This window comes from Streptosporangium vulgare (genome assembly GCF_042428775.1).
Lineage (GTDB): Bacteria > Actinomycetota > Actinomycetes > Streptosporangiales > Streptosporangiaceae > Streptosporangium > Streptosporangium vulgare.
Genome location: NZ_JBHMBS010000045.1, coordinates 1 through 16,380, shown reverse-complemented (window position 1 = coordinate 16,380; position 16,380 = coordinate 1). Strand labels below are relative to the sequence as shown.

Below are 16,380 nucleotides of genomic sequence, written 5' to 3'. Positions count from 1 at the left end.
GCTAGGCGGGCACCACGATGGGGGTTCCGGCGACCGGGTCGGGGACGACCACGCAGGAGAGGCCGAAGACCTTCTCGACCAGCTCGGCGGTGATCACCGCGCCCGGGGGCCCCTCGGCGACGACGGCGCCGCCTGCCATGGCGATGATGTGGTCGCAGAAGCGGGAGGCGAGGTTGAGGTCGTGCAGCACGGCGACGATGGTCTTGCCGGACTCGGCGTTGAGCCTGCGCAGCAGCCGCAGCAGCTCCACCTGGTGGTTGATGTCCAGGAACGTGGTGGGCTCGTCGAGCAGCAGCAGGTCGGTGTCCTGGGCCAGCGCCATCGCGACCCAGACCCGCTGCCGCTGCCCGCCGGACAGGGCGCGCAGCGGGCGGTCGATCAGGTCGGCCGTGTCGGTCGCGGCCAGCGCCCGGGTCACCGCCTCGTGGTCGCGGTCGGTCCACCGGCGAAACCAGCCCTGGTGCGGGTAGCGGCCGCGGGAGACCAGGTCGGCGACCGTGATGCCGTCGGGCGCCACGGGGGTCTGCGGCAGCAGGCCGAGCACCTTGGCCACGTCGAGGGTGCTCAGCTCGTTGAGCGTCCTGTCGTCGAGGTACACGGCTCCCCGGCGTGGTTTGAGGAGCCGGGCCAGGCCGCGCAGCAGCGTCGACTTGCCACAGGCGTTGGCGCCGACGATCGCGGTGATCTTTCCGTCGAGTACGGAGACGTCGAGGTCGGTGATGACGGCCCGATCGTCGTAGCCCAGGGACAGGCCCTCGGCGCGGAGGCGGCTCATCCGCCCGCTCCTTGTCTGTTCGTGGTGGCGAGCAGCCACAGCAGGTACGGTGCGCCGACCGCGCCGGTGACCACGCCGGTGGGCAGTGCCGTCGGCAGCAGGTGAACGGCGACCAGGTCGGAGGTGAGCAGGACCGCCGCGCCCACCAGGGCGGCGGCGGCGATGCCGCCGGTGGCCGGGCCCAGCAGCCGGTTGGCGATCGGTCCTGCGACGAGCGCGACGAAGACGAGGGGCCCGGCCGCCGCGACGGCCAGCGCGACCAGGATCACGGCGGTGGCCAGCAGGCCGGCACGGGCGAGCTCGGTGGGAACGCCCAGTCCTCGCGCGGCGTCGTCACCGAGTTCGAGCACCCGCAGCTGCCGTTGCAGCAGCATGGCCAGGGGCAGCAGGACGGCCAGCGCGCCGAGCAGGAGCCGCAGCTCGGTGTCGTCGGCCTGCCCGACCGAGCCGGTCAGCCAGTGCATCGCCTGGCGCGCCTCGAACAGCTGGGCGCGGGTCAGCACGAACCCGGTGAGGCCCTCGAAGAAGGCCGCCACGCCGATGCCGATCAGGATGAAGCGGTAGCCGCTCACGCCGTCGCGCCAGGCGAGCACGTACATCAGCAGCGCGGCCACGAGCGCCCCGCCCAGCGCGAGCCCGGCGACGGCGATCCCGCTGACGTGCAGGAACACCAGCCCGGTGACCGCGGCCAGGCTTGCCCCCGAGGAGATGCCGACGAAGTCGGGGGAGGCGAGGGGATTGCGGAGCAGCTGCTGGAAGATCGTCCCGGACGCGCCGAGGGCGAGCCCGACCGCGAGCGCGGTCGCGGCGGTGGGGAGCCGCAGGCCCAGGACGACGAAGTCGAGGCTCGGGTCGTCGATCGTGCCCAGCAGCGACCCGATCACCTCGGTGGCGGAGAGACGGAAGCTGCCCACCATCATCGTCACCACGAACAGGGTGGCGACGACCGCGGCGAGCGCGGAGGTCACCACCACGATCCGGGCCGTACGGCCGCGCCGGGTGGCGCGGACCGCGCCTGAGACGGCCGTGAGGGCATCGTGGGGCTCGTGGGTCTCGTGGATCGTCGCCGCCATCGTCGTCACACCTCCGACAGCCGGCCGTAGCGCACGATCACCACGAAGACCGGCGCGCCGAGCACCCCGAGGACCACCCCGACCTGCAGCTCCCCCGGGGCGCCCGCGACCCGGCCGAGCACGTCGGCCAGCAGCAGCACGATCGGCGCCAGCAGCATCGAGTACGGCAGGATCCACCGGTGGTCCGGACCGCAGAGCGTCCGCGCGAGGTGCGGCACCACCAGCCCGACGAAGACGATCGGCCCGCAGGCCGCCGTGGCCGCGCCCGCGAGGATCGCGACGACCCCGAAGGCGACGGCCCTGGTGAGGCCGACCCGCTGGCCGAGCCCCCGCGCGACGTCCTCGCCGAGGGCGAGCCCGTTGAGCGCCCTGCCCAGGCACAGTGCCGCGACCAGGCCCGCGAGCAGGAACGGCGCGACCCCGGTCAGGGTCGGCGCGTACCGGCCGGCGAGCGATCCGACCTGCCAGAAACGCAGCTCGTTCAGCGCGTCGACGTTGGTCATGACGATGCCCGAGGTGACCGAGCCGAGGCCGGCGGTGACCGCCGCGCCGGCGAGGGCCAGCTTGACGGGGGTGGCGCCCTCGCGGCCCAGCGACGCGATCGCGTACCCCAGCAGGGTCGCGACGATCGCGCCCGCGAAGGCGAACCAGATGTAGACGTTCACGCCCCGGATGCCCAGGACCGTGAACGCGAAGACCACGAGGACGGCCGCGCCGGAGTTGATCCCCATGATCCCGGCGTCGGCCAGCGGGTTGCGCGTGACGCCCTGCAGGATCGCGCCCGCCAGGCCCAGGGCGGCGCCCACCAGGACGCCCAGGAGCGTGCGCGGCACGCGCAGCTCCAGGGTCACCGTGCTGGTGATCGACTCCTCGGCCCCGAAGCCGCCCAGCGCCCGCAGGACGTCGGGCAGCCCGATGTCACGTGAGCCGAAGGTCACGCTGAGGAAGGCCACCGCGGCGAGCAGGGCGCAGAGCACGACGAGCCCGAGCCCGAGGACCGGGGCCCGTCGTGGTGAGAACGCACTGTTCGAAAGCGTGCTGGACATCGAAGGGGATCAGTCGCCGAGGTTCTCGTCAGCGACCTTGATCGCTTCGGTGAGCTTGTCCACCTCGGTGGCGAAGTCGCCGAACGTGTGCAGCCAGTACGCGGGCCAGGCCGCCACCGCACCGGCCTTGGCGGCCTTGATCTTGAACCAGGTGGGCTGCTTCTTGCCCCACTCGGCGTTGGCCGTGGGTGTGAAGGACCTGCCGTCCCACAGGATGAGGTCGGGCTGGTACTTGTCGGCGTTCTCCCAGCTGAGGTTCTCCCAGTACGGGAAGCCCGGGTCCGGCTTGGCCGGGTTGATCACCTTCAGTCCCCAGCGCTGGAAGTCCAGCAGCTCGGGCGCGTACTCGGGGTTGGCGGCGTACAGCTTGTCGTCGGCGGGCGACATGCCCAGGGCCGTCAGGCCGGGCTTGCGCGCGACCGCCGCCTTGAACTTCTCGACCGACTCCTCGAAACGCTTCTTGTTCGCGGCGATCTCGGGAGCGTCCACCTTGGCGCCCAGGCTCTGGGCGAGGCTCTCGTATCCCTCGGCGAGGTCCTCGATGGACTTGCCCTGGGAGACGCCCACCACCGGGGCCAGCTCGGCGAGCTTCTTGCTCTTCTCGTCGACCCCCTCCTCCAGGCCGCTGTGCGCCTTCTCCGCCGGCCACCAGTCCGCGACGATCAGATCGGGCCGCAACGCGGCCGCCTTCTCCACGTCGATCTTCCCCCACTCCTGGCCGAGCAGCTCGATCCCGGAAAGGTCGAGGTCCTTCAGGTTGGGGTCGGTCTTGACCGGCTCGTCGGCGTAGATGCCGACCGGCTTGATGCCGAACGACATCAGCGCGGCCGCCTCACCGGCGTGCGCGATGATCCGGGTGGGGGTCTTGTCGGCCTTGACCGTCTCGCCGGAGCCGTCGGTGAACGACCACGGGCCGGGCGACGAGGGCTGGGCGCCCGAGGACGGCTGTGTGCCTGATGTGGCCGGGGGATTCTGTGCACCGCAACCGGTGAGCGCAAGGCCCAACGCCGCCACGGCGAGAACCCGACGCGACGTGCGCATGCGGTGTTCCTATCTCGCAAGGGGAAACTTCGCCACAAAGTTAGGTTAGCCTATCCAAAATTACAACCCGGGGACGGCGTGACCAATCTCGCACCTCCCGTCACACGCCTTCCATCCGTACCACCCCTCCCACCCCACCCCACCCCGCTCGGCTCGGCGCGGTACGGCGTTCGTGCGAGGCGGCCCGATCGACGGCCGGGACGGGCATCGGCCGCACGCCACCGCCGCAAGCGCCCCGACGAACCGGCCGTCGCCGCCCGCGCCCGGCGGAACGTCCCCGGCACCGCCCCACCGGCAGGCGAGCGCGGTCGGCCCCGGCCGGAGTTCGCGACCGCGGACGCCTCCCCCGCGCCCGGAAAAGGACCGGCACGACTTCCCATGATTCGGCACTCCCATTCGGGGGCTGTTCACGCAAGTGACACCGGGCGGCGGGGAATGCCGTCGATACGCCCATCCCGGTCGGCGGTCGGATCGATAAGAAAAGAGAGCGTGGCGTCATGTGCACCAGCACGGGCCGCAGTGGCGTATCAATTCACGGTTAATCCGCTCATAGAACCAGGCCAGAACACGAAAGGCCCTGTTTCGGCGGATGCCCTCGGCCGTGACCGGCCGATCGGCCCGGCACGTAAGGGCTTCTCGCTGTCGCCTCCGCCCGCCGCCGGGCGCGGCGCGGCCTCCGGCGCCTTTCTCCGAACCTCCGAACCTCACCCTCGCCCGGCCGGCGGCCACGTTATGGGGACGCCAATCCGGCCCCCCGAGAAAGCCCGATCACCCCTATCTCTGACTGCTCACTTGACCGGGGCGTAAGTTTTCTGTTTTCCCTATGTACGGCCGCCCCTCGGCGATGCACGATCAGCATCCGGCACACCCCCCTTGATAGAGGTAGGTCCCTTGTTCAAACGCCATGCCCTTCGCATCGCCCTCGTCCTGGCCGCGGCCCTCGGCTGCTCCGTGCTCCCCGCCGGGACGGCGACCTCGGACTCCGTCGCGCCGCCCGGCTCCATGGCCGGGCTGGGCGACTCCATCACCCGCGGGTTCAACGCCTGCGGCTGGTTCGCCGACTGCACCAGCCGGTCGTGGTCGACGGGCTCGAGCACCTCGGTCGACAGTCACCGCAACCGGATCAGGACGCAGAACCCCGATCTCACCGCCCACAACGACGCCCGGTCGGGCGCGAAGATCGCCGACCTCGCCGGGCAGGCGAGGGCCGCGGTCTCCCAGGGGGTCGACTACGTGACGATCCTGATGGGCGCCAACGACGCGTGCGCCTCCTCGGAGTCGTCGATGACCTCGGTCGCCGACTTCGAGAGCCGCTTCCGGGCGGCGATGCAGGAACTGGCGGCCGGGATCCCGCAGGCGTCGGTGTTCGTCGCCAGCATCCCCGACCTCAAGCGCCTGTGGTCGGTCGGCAAGGACAGCTCCTCGGCGCGCACGGCCTGGGCCGCCTTCGGCATCTGCCAGTCGATGCTGGCCGCTCCCCGCTCGACCTCCGCCGAGGACGAGGCACGCCGCGACCGGGTCAGGCAGCGGGTCACCGACTTCAACGGCGTGCTCGCCCGGGTCTGCGCGGAGTACGGCACCTGCAGGTATGACGGCGGCGCCGTCTTCGCCTACCCCTTCACGCTGGGGCAGCTCAGCACCTGGGACTACTTCCATCCCAACACCAGCGGGCAGCGGGCCCTCGCCGAGGTGACCTACCAGGTCCTCCAGTCCAGCTCACCGGCGGTGGCGGACGTGTAGTCGCCAGGAGGACGCGGCCCGGTGACGAACCGCGGCGGGACACCCCTCACGGGCGGGGACGGTCCCGTTCCGCGGGCTCCCCGGCCTGTTCCAGGAGGGCGCGGACCTCCTCGGCCTCGGGGACACCGAGCTCCCGGTAGAGGCCCAGAGCCAGCCGCCCGTGCTCACCGGCCCGTTCCGGACTCCCGAGCGCGAGGTGGGCGCGTGCCAGCCCGTCGTGGGCACGCGCCTGCTCGGGCCGGTTGCGCGTCAGGCCGGCGAGCGCGAGCGCGGCCGTGTGCTCGGCGACCGCGCGGGCCGGGTCGCCCGCCGCCTCTGCCAGCCCGTTGAGCGCGGCCGCCTCGTCGGTGGTGTTGCCGAGCTCACGGTAGAGGGCCGCGGCCCGCTCGTGGCGGGTGCGTGCCCGGGCGAGCTCGCCCTGACGCCGCAGGACGACGCCGAGGTGGTCGAGGGTCATCGCCTCCCCGGCCGGGTTGCCGACCTTGCGGTGCAGCGCCAGGGCCAGGTCCAGATGGCGCCGGGCCTCCTGCGCGCGGCCCGCGCGGTCGAGGACGAGCGCGAGGATGCCGAGCACGTGGGCCTCGCCCCAGGTGTCGGCGCCGATCCGGGTGAGGTCGAGCGCCCGCTTGAGGTATCGCTCGGCCCGCGCGTCCCGCCGCCGCAGGGCCACGTTGCCCAGCGTGAGCAGCGCCCTGGCCCGTTCGCCGACCTCCTCGCACGTGTCGAGGGCCTGGTGGGCGTGCTCCTCGGCTCGCTCGTAGTCGCCGAGCCGCCAGTGGGTCCACGCCAGGTCGGTGAGGGCTCGCGCCTGGACCGCGCGGTCGCCGAGCTCGCGGCTGCGCTGCAGCGCCAGGGTGTGCAGGGTGAGCGCGTCGTCGTGGTGGGCCCGCCGGTCGAGGAAGGGGCGCATCGTCAGGGCCAGGAAGCCGAGACAGATCTCGGGGCCGTGGACGGCGGTCGCGATGATGTTGGAGCGCTCGGCGTCGAGCCAGGCGTTCGCCTCGGCGGCGTCGCGGATGGGCGCGACCGGGGCGGCCGGCTGGGGGATGCCCTCCCGATGGCCGACGCTGTCGGGAAAGAGCCGGTCCATCGCCGCGCGGGAGCGGTGCAGGTAGTAGGCGAGCAGCCGCATGACGGCACCGTCGTCCTCGGCGATCGAGCGGGCGTGCTCGCGCAGCAGGTCGTGGAAGGTGTAACGGCCGGGTTCGAGCTGCAGGAGCATGTGGGCGTCGAGGAGTCCTTCGAGGAGCTCCTCCGCCTCCTCCTGCGAGATCCCCGCCAGCGCGGCCGCGCCGCAGGGGTCGATGTCGCGGCCGGGCACCAGCCCGAGCAGCCGGAACATGCGCCGCTCGTCCTCGCGAAGGTGCTCGTAGGAGAGGGTGAAGGCCGCCGACACCCCGTCCAGGAGCCGGCGATGGTCTCGCAGCCGGCCCGCGAGGTAGGACACGCTCCAGCGCGGGCGGTGCTGGAGGCGGGCGGCCGAGATCCGGATGGCGAGCGGGAGGTGCCCGCACAGCCGCAGCACCTCGCGTACGGCGTCCGGCTCGCGGTGGGCGCGCTCGCCCACGATCCGCCCGAACAGCCCGGCGGCGTCCTCCTGCCCCAGCGAGTCGACCGAGAGGACGTGCGCGCCGTCCAGGTCGACGAGCCGCCGCCTGCTGGTGACCAGGACGAGGGTCTCGGAGTGCCCCGGCAGCAGGGGCCGCACGTGCTCGGCGTCGAGGGCGTTGTCCAGCACGGCGAGCACGCGGCGGCCGGCCAGCTCGGCGCGCCACAGGGCGCCGCGCTCGGCCGGGGCGGCCGGGATGCGCTCGGCGGGCACCCCGAGCTGGCGCAGGAGGGTCTCCAGCGCGGCCGCGGCCTCGACCGGCTCCCGGCCCGCGGTGTGGGCCCGCAGGTCGATGAAGAGCCGTCCGTCCGGATAGCGGGCGGCGAGCCGGTGGGCCGCGTGGACGGCGAGCGCGGTCTTGCCGACCCCGGCCATGCCGTCGATCGTGACGACCGCCGGCCCGTGGTACCCGCCCGCGAGCCACTCCAGCTCAGCGGTCCGTCCAGAGAAGTCGGGAATGTCGTAGGGCAGGAAGGTGGAGCGACGCGGCGGGCCGGGAACCACCGGCGCCGCGGCGGCCGGGCGCAGGGCCGGATCGTCCGCCAGGACCGCCCGTTCCAGCTCGGTGAAGGCGCGCCCGGGGTCGAGGCCCTGCTCGTCCGCGAGAGCCGTGCGGTGGGAGCGCGCCGCGGCCAGGGCGTCGGCCTGCCGTCCGGCCCGGTGCAGGGCCAGGACGAGGTGGCCGGCGAGCCTTTCGCGCAGCGGGTTGGCGCTCACCTGGGCGGCGAGCTCGTCGAGCAGCTCACCGTGCCGCCCGGCGGCGAGCTCGGCCTCCACCAGGCGCTCGTACGCCGACAGCCGCCGGTCCTTCCACAGCTCCCGGACGCCGTCGGCGTAGTGCGCGTGCACGTCCTGCAGCGCCTCGCCGCTCCACAGCTCCAGGGCTTCGCGCAGCTCACCGGCGGCCACCAGCTCGGTGAACTCCTGCGTGTCGAGCTGCCCCGGCTCGGGCCGCGCGACGTAGCCACCGGCACGCGTCTCCAGCAGCCGCGCGGCTCCGGCGCCACGCAGCACCCTGCGGACCGCGGTGAGCGAGGCGTGGATCTGCGACCGGGCGGTGTCGGGCCGGTCGTGGCCCCACATCGCGTCGATCAGCCGATCGATGCTGACCACCCGGCCGGCGTTGAGCAGGAGGTAGGCCAGGACGGCCCGGTGGCGCGGGGCGACCCCCGTCAGGGGCGCGCCGTCGACGACCAGCTGGACGGGACCCAGAAGGGTGAGGCGCAGCATCGTCCCTCCAACACCGTCGCATCGCGCGCGCATAGCGAATCTATCAATCCGGGCGGCCACTCTGGATCTCACACGAACCGAGACGAAGGAAACACGATGCAAGCCCGGATGAAGAACCCCGCCACGCTCGTTCCCGCCGCGATCCAGCCGATCCAGGAGCTGATGAAGGCGGCCCAGTCACAAGGGCTCCCCCAGGAGCTCATGGAGATGATCCACCTGAGGGTCAGCCAGATCAACCGGTGCAGCTTCTGCGTCGACGCCGGCCTGAAGAACCTGCGCAAGCTCGGCGAGAGCGACGAGCGCATCGGCCTGGTCACCGCCTGGCGCGAGGCCCCGTACTACACCGACGCCGAGCGGGCCGCGCTGGAGCTGGCGGAGGCCGCGACCCGGCTGGCCGACCGCGACGACGCCGTCCCCGACGAGGTCTGGGACAACGCCGCCGGCCACTTCGACGAGCGCCAGCTCGCCTCGATCCTGCTGATGACCGCCGTCACCAACCTCTTCAACCGCCTGAACGCCCCGATCCGCCAGGTCGCCGGCAGCTGGTGAGCACCGCCCCCCACGCACCCCTCATATTCAAGGAGGCATCGACATGCCCGTCGTCCGCTCGCACCGCTACTCCGTCGCCGACGCCGGCCTGGAGGAGTTCCTGGCCCGCCGGAGCTCGCTGATCGCGACCGTCCGGGAGGGACACCCCGGGCTCAGCCGCGCCGTGCTGATCCGGCTCGACGACGGCACCTACACCGACACCTGGTACTGGGAGAGCGCCGGGCAGCTGGACGCCGCGCTCGCCGCCCTGCCCACGTTCCCCGAGGCGCCGCTGACCATGGCCCTCACCAGGGACGACACCGCCCTGAACGGCCGGGTCGTCGACGAGCGCTGAGATCCGGCGACCGCCCCTCGGCCGACCGTCTCCGGTGCCGCCGCCCGGCCCGCTCCCGGAGCCACGGCCCCTCGCCTCCCGGCCCGTCGCCGCTTTCCACCGGGTGTCCCCCGCGTCGCGGGGGGCACCCCGCCCCGTTGCCATGCGGAATACGGCGGAATTCCTTGATAACTGCATACTGAATATGCATACTTAGTATCCATGTCGATCAGGCACGGGCTGCTCGCCCTCCTCAGCAGGGGGCCCCGGCACGGCTACCAGCTACGGGTGGAGTTCGAGGGGTCGACCGGGGCGACCTGGCCGCTCAACATCGGCCAGGTCTACACGACACTGTCCCGCCTGGAGCGCGACGGCCTGGTCGAGCCGGGCGAGTCCGACGAGCAGGGCCGGGTCGTCTACACGATCACCGCGGCCGGCCTGACGGAGATGACGCGATGGTTCGACACCCCGGTCGTCCAGTCCGACCGGCCACGCGACGAGCTGGTCATCAAGCTCGCCATGGCCGTCGCCGCCAGGCAGGTCGACGTCGCCGAGGTCATCCGCAGGCAGCGGACCGCGACCATGCGCACCCTCCAGCAGCTGACCAGGGCCAAGCGATCCGCGACGGAGCGAACCGCCACCGAAGGCGCGGCCCAGCGGCTCGTGCTCGACTCCATGATCTTCCAGGCCGAGGCCGAGCAACGGTGGCTGGACCACTGCGAAGCCGTTCTCAAGGAGGAAAGATGACGGTCCTACGGCTGGCCGAGGTGGCCAGGGTCCACGGCGAGGGGGCGACCGCCGTCCACGCCCTGAGAGGCGTGAGCCTCGAAGTCGGCGCGGGAGAACTGGTCGCGGTCATGGGCCCGTCCGGATCGGGCAAGTCCACCCTGCTCAACCTCGCGGGCGGGCTCGACCGGCCCACGTCGGGAACGGTACACCTCGGCGAACAGGACCTGTCCACCGTACGCGACCTGGCGTCACTGCGGCGCCGCGGCGTCGGCTACGTCTTCCAGGACCTCAACCTGATCACCTCGCTGACGGCGGCGGAGAACGTGATGCTGCCACGCGAACTCGACGGCGTACGCTCACGCCTCGCCAGGCAGGAGGCCATGACCGTACTCACACAGATCGACGCGGCACACCTGGCCGACCGCTTCCCCGACGAGCTGTCCGGCGGCCAGCGCCAGCGGGTCGCGATCGCCCGCGCCCTGGTGGGCGAACGGCGCCTGCTGCTGGCCGACGAACCGACCGGCGCACTCGACACACGCGCCGGCGACGAGATCCTGCAAACACTGCGCGCCCGCTGCGACGCGGGCGCGGCGGTCCTGCTCGTCACCCACGAGCCGCGCTACGCCGCCTGGGCCGATCGGGTCGTGTTCCTCCGCGACGGAATGATCACCGACTCCACGGACGTGTCACTGGCGAGCGCCCGGTGAGCGCCGTTCGCGTCGCGCTGCGCCTCGCCCGCCGCGGCGCGTGGCGCGCCCGGGGACGAAGCGCGCTCATCATGGTGATGATCGGCCTGCCCGTCCTGGTGATCACGGCGCTTCTCACCCTCACCGAGACGATGAACATCACACCGCGAGAAGGACTGACGGCCGAACTCGGCGCGGCCGACGCCCACATCTCACAGGCACCCGAGGGAACGGTGCTCAGTCAGCAGGGCGGCGGAGCGAACTGGAGCACCGGCCGCGACGAAGCGGCCGCGCCCAGGCTCGCCGCCACCGAGGTGGCCGCACTGCTCGGACCCGGCACCCGGCTGATCCCCTTCAACGAAGGCGTCCTCCAACTGGGCACCAAGCGGGTCGACGCACTGGAGACCGACCTGCGCGACCCCCTCACCAAGGGAACGCTGACGCTGAGCGAGGGCAGGCTCCCCTCCGCCCGCGAGGTCGCGGTGACACCCGCGCTCGGCCTGCGGCCCGGCGATCTCCTGCGACCGGCCGGCGCGGAGCCACTGACGGTGGTGGGCGTGGTCCAACACCCCCACCGGCCGTCACTGCGCAAGGTCGTGGGCCCCGACCTCCCCCTGCTGCGGAACGAGTTCTGGTCTCCACGCGGGTACGGCACCGGATGGCTCGCCGACACCACGAAGCCCGTGACCTGGACCGACGTGCCCGCGCTGAACAGAGCCGGCCTGTACGTCACCTCCCGCACCATGATCACAGACTCGCCACCCTCCCCGGTCCGCGCCCCGGCCCTCACCCTCCGGTACACGGTCGGAATCGCCACCATGGTGATCATGGTGGCACTGGTGACCGTACTGCTGGCCGGACCCGCCTTCGCGGTCGGACTCCGCAGACGGCGCAGGGAACTGGCCGAGATCGCCGCACAGGGCGGCTCGGCCGGGCAACTGCGGACCATCGTGCTGGCCGACGGCCTCATCCTCGGCGGCGCGGCCACCCTCGTCGCGACGGTGCTCGGCATCGGAGCCGGAACACTGGGCGCCCCGGTCACGGCGCGCTGGGGCGGGCAGACCGGCCCACCCCAGGTGCCATGGCCACCGGTTCTGGCCGTCGCCGCACTGGGCCTGCTCACCGGGCTCGTGGCGGCACTGGTACCCGCCCTGCAGGCGGCCCGGCAGAACACCGCGACCGTGCTGGCCGACCGCACCCCCGCGGCGGCCGACCGGCGCGGCTGGCCCCTGGCGGGGGCCGCGCTGATACTGGCCGGACTGGGGGCGACCGTGATCGCGCGACGCCAGCCGGACTCGGTGTGGGTGCTCGCCTCCGCGGTACCGGTCCTGCTCGGACTGGTGGCACTGACACCATGGCTGGTCCGCCAGACAGGACGACCGGCCGCGCGACTGTGGCTCCCGCTGCGCATATCCGTCCGCGACGCCGTCCGCCACCGATCCCGGACGGCGAGCGCCGTGGCGGCCGTCATGGCGGTCACCGCCACCGCCGTGGCGGTGGGCATCGGCACCCACAGCGAGTACATGGACCGGCGCAACGCCTACACCTCGGCACGCCCGGCCGGCATGCTCGCGATCTGGGCCGGCACCATCGACGACGCCACCTGGAGAAGACTTCACGCCGAGGCGACCCGCCTGCTGCCCGGCGTACCGCTGGCCACCGGCTACCAGGCGAGAAACGCCGAGAACCGCCGCTACGCGCTGCGCTACACCGTCCGCTGGAACGGGATACGGACACGTCGCACGGCGGCCATCGGAGACCAGGCCCTGCTCGAACTCCTGCAGGGACGCCACGACCCCCAGGCGGCCGCGGCACTGGCGAACGGCAAGGCCGTGGTGTTCGACGCCACCGCGCTACGAAACGGCAAACTGACGCTGCGGGCCGGCTCCACCTCCGGCCCCCCGCGCACGATCGAGGTCCCCGCCGTGCCGGCCACCCCCGCCGACGAACACCAGGGCGGCGCCCTGCTACCACGCGCCCTGGTCGAACAGGCCGGTTTCTCGACGAAGGAGAGCCAGCTCTACGCGATGCACCGGCCACCGGCCGACTCGACACTCTGGCGCGACCTCGCCAAGGTGACCCCCCGCGTCACCGTCGCCTCCGAGGAGGGCTACCAAAACACCCCCGACCCCGGACTGTGGGGCTGGCTCGTCGGCGCCCTCGTCCTCGTCGTGGGCGGCACCCTGGCCGCCACCCGCCTGGCAGCCGCCGACATGCGCCCCGAGCGAGCGACGATGGCCGCCATCGGCGCCCCGCCCAGGACGCTACGAACGGTCGTCGCCGGCCAGGCCCTCTACATCTCCGGACTCGGCGCGCTGGTGGGACTGGCCGCCGGAGCGGTGACGGGCGTGGCGCTGAGCCGGCCGATGACGACACACGGCGCCGGCGACCCCGCCACGATCGCCGTACCGTGGCCGTTCGTGATCGCCGTGGTGGTGGGACTCCCCCTCCTGGCGACCGCGGCGGCACTGATCACCCGGACCCGGCTCCCCCTCGCCCGCCGTCTCCTGTGACCTCCTCAGGCCCAGGGATCGAAGGGAATACCCCCCGGCTTGGAACGCGAGAGAAGGTCCCCGAACCTGCCGTCATTGATCTTGATGGTCGCGGAACCGAAGTTCGCGTTCATCAACCTGTCACGCAGCGAGGTACTGGGCCAGCCGTTCCAGTCCACCAGCGGAGGATAACGCCAGTTGTGGTAATGGTTCTCCGGCGGCTCGTCGTTGCCGTTGGCGAGCCGGATGAAGTGCGTGGACGCCCCGTCCTTGTGGTAGACGACCTTGGGATGCGACCCGTCGAAACGCACCTGCGAACGCGGATAGGTCACAACGCTGCTGTGCTGCGTGGTCGAGACGTACTCCACCTGGTTGGACGCCTGATTCACCCAGGAGACGACATGCTCCCAGTCGTGACGATGACCGCCGAGACTGATGCCGGGCAACGCCTGGTCCTTCTCGAAGTAGCTCGCGTACACGATGGCGCACCAGCCGTTGTTGCACTTGGCGCGGGCGTAGGTCTGCGAGTTGTCCAGGTCCGACTGGTCACGGCAGTTGCCGTTGACCGCACCGGTCGGGTTCAGCCCCGGAGCGAGGGTCCCGTCCGGCCCGATGGCGGGAGTGGCATAGCAGCCGTCACCGTCGTAGTCATAGGCCGGCGAGAACGACGACTCATACCCTCCGGCCGACTGAGGCAGATTTTGGGGCGGATCGGCGTAGGCCGCCGACGCGGGGATCACAACCCCCAGAACGGCGACACCGAACACGATCCCGAACCGGGAACGCCTACGTGTGAGAGATGCGGGAAAAGATGTCCTCCTCTCCGACCCGGTCGCTGACCTCGGTGCCCTCGCGGTGGACGTGAACGACGACAGCTTTCGCATTCTTCCGCTTTCTCGAAGGACTGCTCCATGACCTGACAGCGCATCGGCGTGGTGCTCACACCGGCGCGTTCTCCACACCGGTATGAGCGTGCCTCGCACTTGCACGGCACCACGGAACCGGCGCTTGATCAAGGTCTCCGCGGCAAATGACGCCGACATGTATCGGCGACGGTCAGCGGGTGAACCACGAGCGAAAGATCACGAATCACCGGCCCCACAGCCTCACCACCACCGCCCGCACCACCACCCGACCGGCCCGCCCAGGCACCCCGGCATGAGACGTCCCGGCTCCGCCCGGAGACCCCTGTGCCCCGGACCGTCACCGGCACGAAAGCCCGCGAGCCACCACGCGGAAAAGATGTCGCCCGAGCGGACGACGGAACGTAACGTCACCGTTATGAAGCTGCTCTCGGTCAACATCGGCCGACCCCGCCCCAACCCATGGAAGGGGCTGAGCCTGACGGGCATCGACAAACGACCCGTCGACGGCCCGGTCACCGTCACCGCCCCCGGCCCCAAAGGCACCGGCGCGGTCGGCCTCACCGGCGACCGCGTCCACGACGTCAAACACCACGGCGGCTCCGACCAGGCCGTCTACGCATACGCCCGCGAGGACCTCGACAGATGGGAGACCGAACTGGGCAGGCCACTCCCCAACGGAGTCTTCGGGGAGAACCTCACGACCCTGGGCCTGGACGTCAACGACGCCCTGATCGGTGAGCGCTGGCGCATCGGGGCGGACGTCGTCCTGGAGGTCTCATGCCCGCGCCTCCCATGCGCGACGTTCCAGGGCTGGCTGGAACGCGAGGGCTGGATCAAACAGTTCACCCGGGCCGCACAACCGGGCGCGTACCTACGGGTGATCGAACCCGGCGACATCCGCGCCACCGACCCGATCGAGATCGCGCACCGGCCCGACCACCAGGTGACCGTCGCGCTCGTCTTCCGGGCGATGACATCGCAACCAAGCCTGCTGCCACAACTGCCCGCCGCCGACGCGCTACCGGAGGAGATCAAGGAACGGGCCCGCCGCCGCACCACGTAGACACCGGCCTCAGCACATCACCCGCGCCGCACCACCAAGCTCACCCGAACGAGCCGGACCCGCACGCCGAACCACTTCAAGACCCGGCCCGTAGCACTCGGCGAACCGACGACCGACCGCACACCGCGAGCGGCTGACCGAAACGCCCCCGCCCGGCCCCGGCACACGGCGGAAGACCACGGGCCGGTGCGGGTCAGACCGGCTCCCGCTCGCCGGGCGTGCGGGTGTAGGTAAGAAAAAGCGTGCCACTGTCCAGGACGGTGTGGTCGGCCAGCTCCCAGACACGCGAATCGAAGGCCGCGCCGCGGCCGAACAGCGGGATGCCGACGCCGACGGTCACCGGCGCCAACTTAAGAACAAGCCGGTCGATCTCGGGATAAAGAGCGCCGGCCAGCTCGCCACCACCGACCACCCAGATGTCCTTGCCGTCCTGCCGCTTCAACTCCCGGACCCTGACGACCGGATCACCCGACACGATCTCCACAGCCGGGTCCGGGCTCCGCGACAAAGTACGGGAGAACACCAGGTGACGCAGATGGGGGTAGGCGTCGGTGATGCCGGCCCGCAACCCGATCTCGTAGGAGCGCCGCCCCTCCAGGACGGTGTCAAAATGAGTTCCCTCGGCCGTGACACCGAGAGCCTGCCGGGCCAGGGCGGGCAGGGTCTCCGGATACCGAGCGGCCAGATGACGCACGTAGTCCTCCGACATCGGCCAGAAACCGCCAGGACCGGTAGGGTCGGCACCGTCCGGCCCCGCGACGAACCCGTCCAGGGTCGAGGCGACGTAATACACGAGCTTGCGCATGAACAACTCCCCTTCAAACATGCCCAACATCGGAAACCGGCGGCGAGCCGCACACCACCGGGCAAGAGCACGGAAGTACCCCGTCAGGTGACAACGATTCAGGCCCCGCATGAAACGGACGACTCCCAATCCAAGAGCGACCGGCCGATGAAACCCGGCGACGGCGCCTGCGACGTGACCGACAGTGCCCACGCCGGGCTCGTTCTGGTACGGGCCGCCCACCCAGGGCAGATCGGCGGCGACGAAGAGGACTTTCGCCCCTAACATTCTCGTGGAACGCGAGGGCAGCCTGAAGGGCATGAAGCTCGACTCGGCAGGTCTGCAGATCCTCTCGCGCCAGGAGTGCCTCGCGCTCCTGGCGTC

At 71.6% G+C, this 16,380-nt stretch carries 14 protein-coding genes; 7 read left to right on the top strand and 7 right to left on the bottom strand.

Going from position 1 to position 16,380, the window contains the following annotated elements; genetic code table 11:
- Position 1 precedes the first annotated feature (1 nt).
- The 4 genes from ACFFRH_RS41980 to ACFFRH_RS41965 are packed head-to-tail and all read right to left on the bottom strand — an operon-like array spanning position 2 to position 3,935.
- The gene (locus ACFFRH_RS41980; RefSeq protein ID WP_386163613.1) at positions 2-775 is read right to left on the bottom strand and encodes an ABC transporter ATP-binding protein; all 774 of its coding nucleotides are present in this window, start codon (positions 773-775) and stop codon (positions 2-4) included.
- Positions 772-1,848 carry a FecCD family ABC transporter permease gene (locus ACFFRH_RS41975; protein ID WP_386163611.1) on the bottom strand — a complete coding sequence of 359 codons (1,077 nt, stop codon included), beginning with the start codon at positions 1,846-1,848 and terminating at the stop codon, positions 772-774. Before ACFFRH_RS41975 ends, ACFFRH_RS41980 begins: the two co-directional genes overlap by 4 nt.
- Positions 1,849-1,853: 5 nt before the next feature.
- Positions 1,854-2,894: a FecCD family ABC transporter permease gene (locus ACFFRH_RS41970; protein WP_386163609.1), complete on the bottom strand. Its 1,041-nt coding sequence runs from the start codon at positions 2,892-2,894 to the stop codon at positions 1,854-1,856.
- A gap of 9 nt (positions 2,895-2,903) precedes the next feature.
- Positions 2,904-3,935 carry an ABC transporter substrate-binding protein gene (locus ACFFRH_RS41965; protein ID WP_386163607.1) on the bottom strand — a complete coding sequence of 344 codons (1,032 nt, stop codon included), beginning with the start codon at positions 3,933-3,935 and terminating at the stop codon, positions 2,904-2,906.
- A gap of 891 nt (positions 3,936-4,826) precedes the next feature.
- Here ACFFRH_RS41965 and ACFFRH_RS41960 point away from each other — a divergent pair.
- Positions 4,827-5,675, top strand: a complete 849-nt coding sequence (locus ACFFRH_RS41960; protein WP_386163605.1) for an SGNH/GDSL hydrolase family protein — start codon at positions 4,827-4,829, stop codon at positions 5,673-5,675.
- A 46-nt stretch (positions 5,676-5,721) separates the two neighbouring features.
- Here ACFFRH_RS41960 and ACFFRH_RS41955 read toward each other — a convergent pair whose 3' ends face one another.
- Positions 5,722-8,514 (bottom strand): AfsR/SARP family transcriptional regulator, encoded by a 2,793-nt coding sequence (locus tag ACFFRH_RS41955; RefSeq protein ID WP_386163603.1) that lies wholly within the window; start codon positions 8,512-8,514, stop codon positions 5,722-5,724.
- A gap of 96 nt (positions 8,515-8,610) precedes the next feature.
- Here ACFFRH_RS41955 and ACFFRH_RS41950 point away from each other — a divergent pair, with 96 nt between their 5' ends.
- The 5 genes from ACFFRH_RS41950 to ACFFRH_RS41930 all read left to right on the top strand — a co-directional run bounded on the left by ACFFRH_RS41950 (position 8,611) and on the right by ACFFRH_RS41930 (position 13,304).
- The gene (locus ACFFRH_RS41950) at positions 8,611-9,063 is read left to right on the top strand and encodes a carboxymuconolactone decarboxylase family protein (RefSeq protein WP_386163601.1); all 453 of its coding nucleotides are present in this window, start codon (positions 8,611-8,613) and stop codon (positions 9,061-9,063) included.
- Positions 9,064-9,106: 43 nt separating this feature from the next.
- A complete protein-coding gene (locus ACFFRH_RS41945; protein ID WP_344748444.1) occupies positions 9,107-9,397 on the top strand; it encodes a hypothetical protein in 291 nt (96 codons plus the stop codon).
- A 201-nt stretch (positions 9,398-9,598) separates the two neighbouring features.
- Positions 9,599-10,123, top strand: coding sequence for a PadR family transcriptional regulator (locus ACFFRH_RS41940; RefSeq protein WP_344748445.1), 525 nt, complete (start codon positions 9,599-9,601; stop codon positions 10,121-10,123).
- Entirely contained in the window at positions 10,120-10,812 is a 693-nt protein-coding gene (locus ACFFRH_RS41935; RefSeq protein ID WP_344748446.1) for an ABC transporter ATP-binding protein, read from the top strand. Before ACFFRH_RS41940 ends, ACFFRH_RS41935 begins: the two co-directional genes overlap by 4 nt.
- Positions 10,809-13,304, top strand: coding sequence for an FtsX-like permease family protein (locus ACFFRH_RS41930; protein WP_386163598.1), 2,496 nt, complete (start codon positions 10,809-10,811; stop codon positions 13,302-13,304). Before ACFFRH_RS41935 ends, ACFFRH_RS41930 begins: the two co-directional genes overlap by 4 nt.
- A 5-nt stretch (positions 13,305-13,309) precedes the next feature.
- On the opposite strand, the gene ACFFRH_RS41925 is transcribed toward ACFFRH_RS41930, so the two are convergent.
- Positions 13,310-14,050: an NPP1 family protein gene (locus tag ACFFRH_RS41925; RefSeq protein WP_344748448.1), complete on the bottom strand. Its 741-nt coding sequence runs from the start codon at positions 14,048-14,050 to the stop codon at positions 13,310-13,312.
- 514 nt (positions 14,051-14,564) lie between these two features.
- Here ACFFRH_RS41925 and ACFFRH_RS41920 point away from each other — a divergent pair.
- Positions 14,565-15,212, top strand: coding sequence for an MOSC domain-containing protein (locus ACFFRH_RS41920; protein WP_344748449.1), 648 nt, complete (start codon positions 14,565-14,567; stop codon positions 15,210-15,212).
- A gap of 193 nt (positions 15,213-15,405) precedes the next feature.
- On the opposite strand, the gene ACFFRH_RS41915 is transcribed toward ACFFRH_RS41920, so the two are convergent.
- Complete coding sequence (locus ACFFRH_RS41915; protein ID WP_344748450.1) at positions 15,406-16,209, bottom strand: dihydrofolate reductase family protein; 804 nt, start codon at positions 16,207-16,209, stop codon at positions 15,406-15,408.
- Positions 16,210-16,380 lie beyond the last annotated feature (171 nt).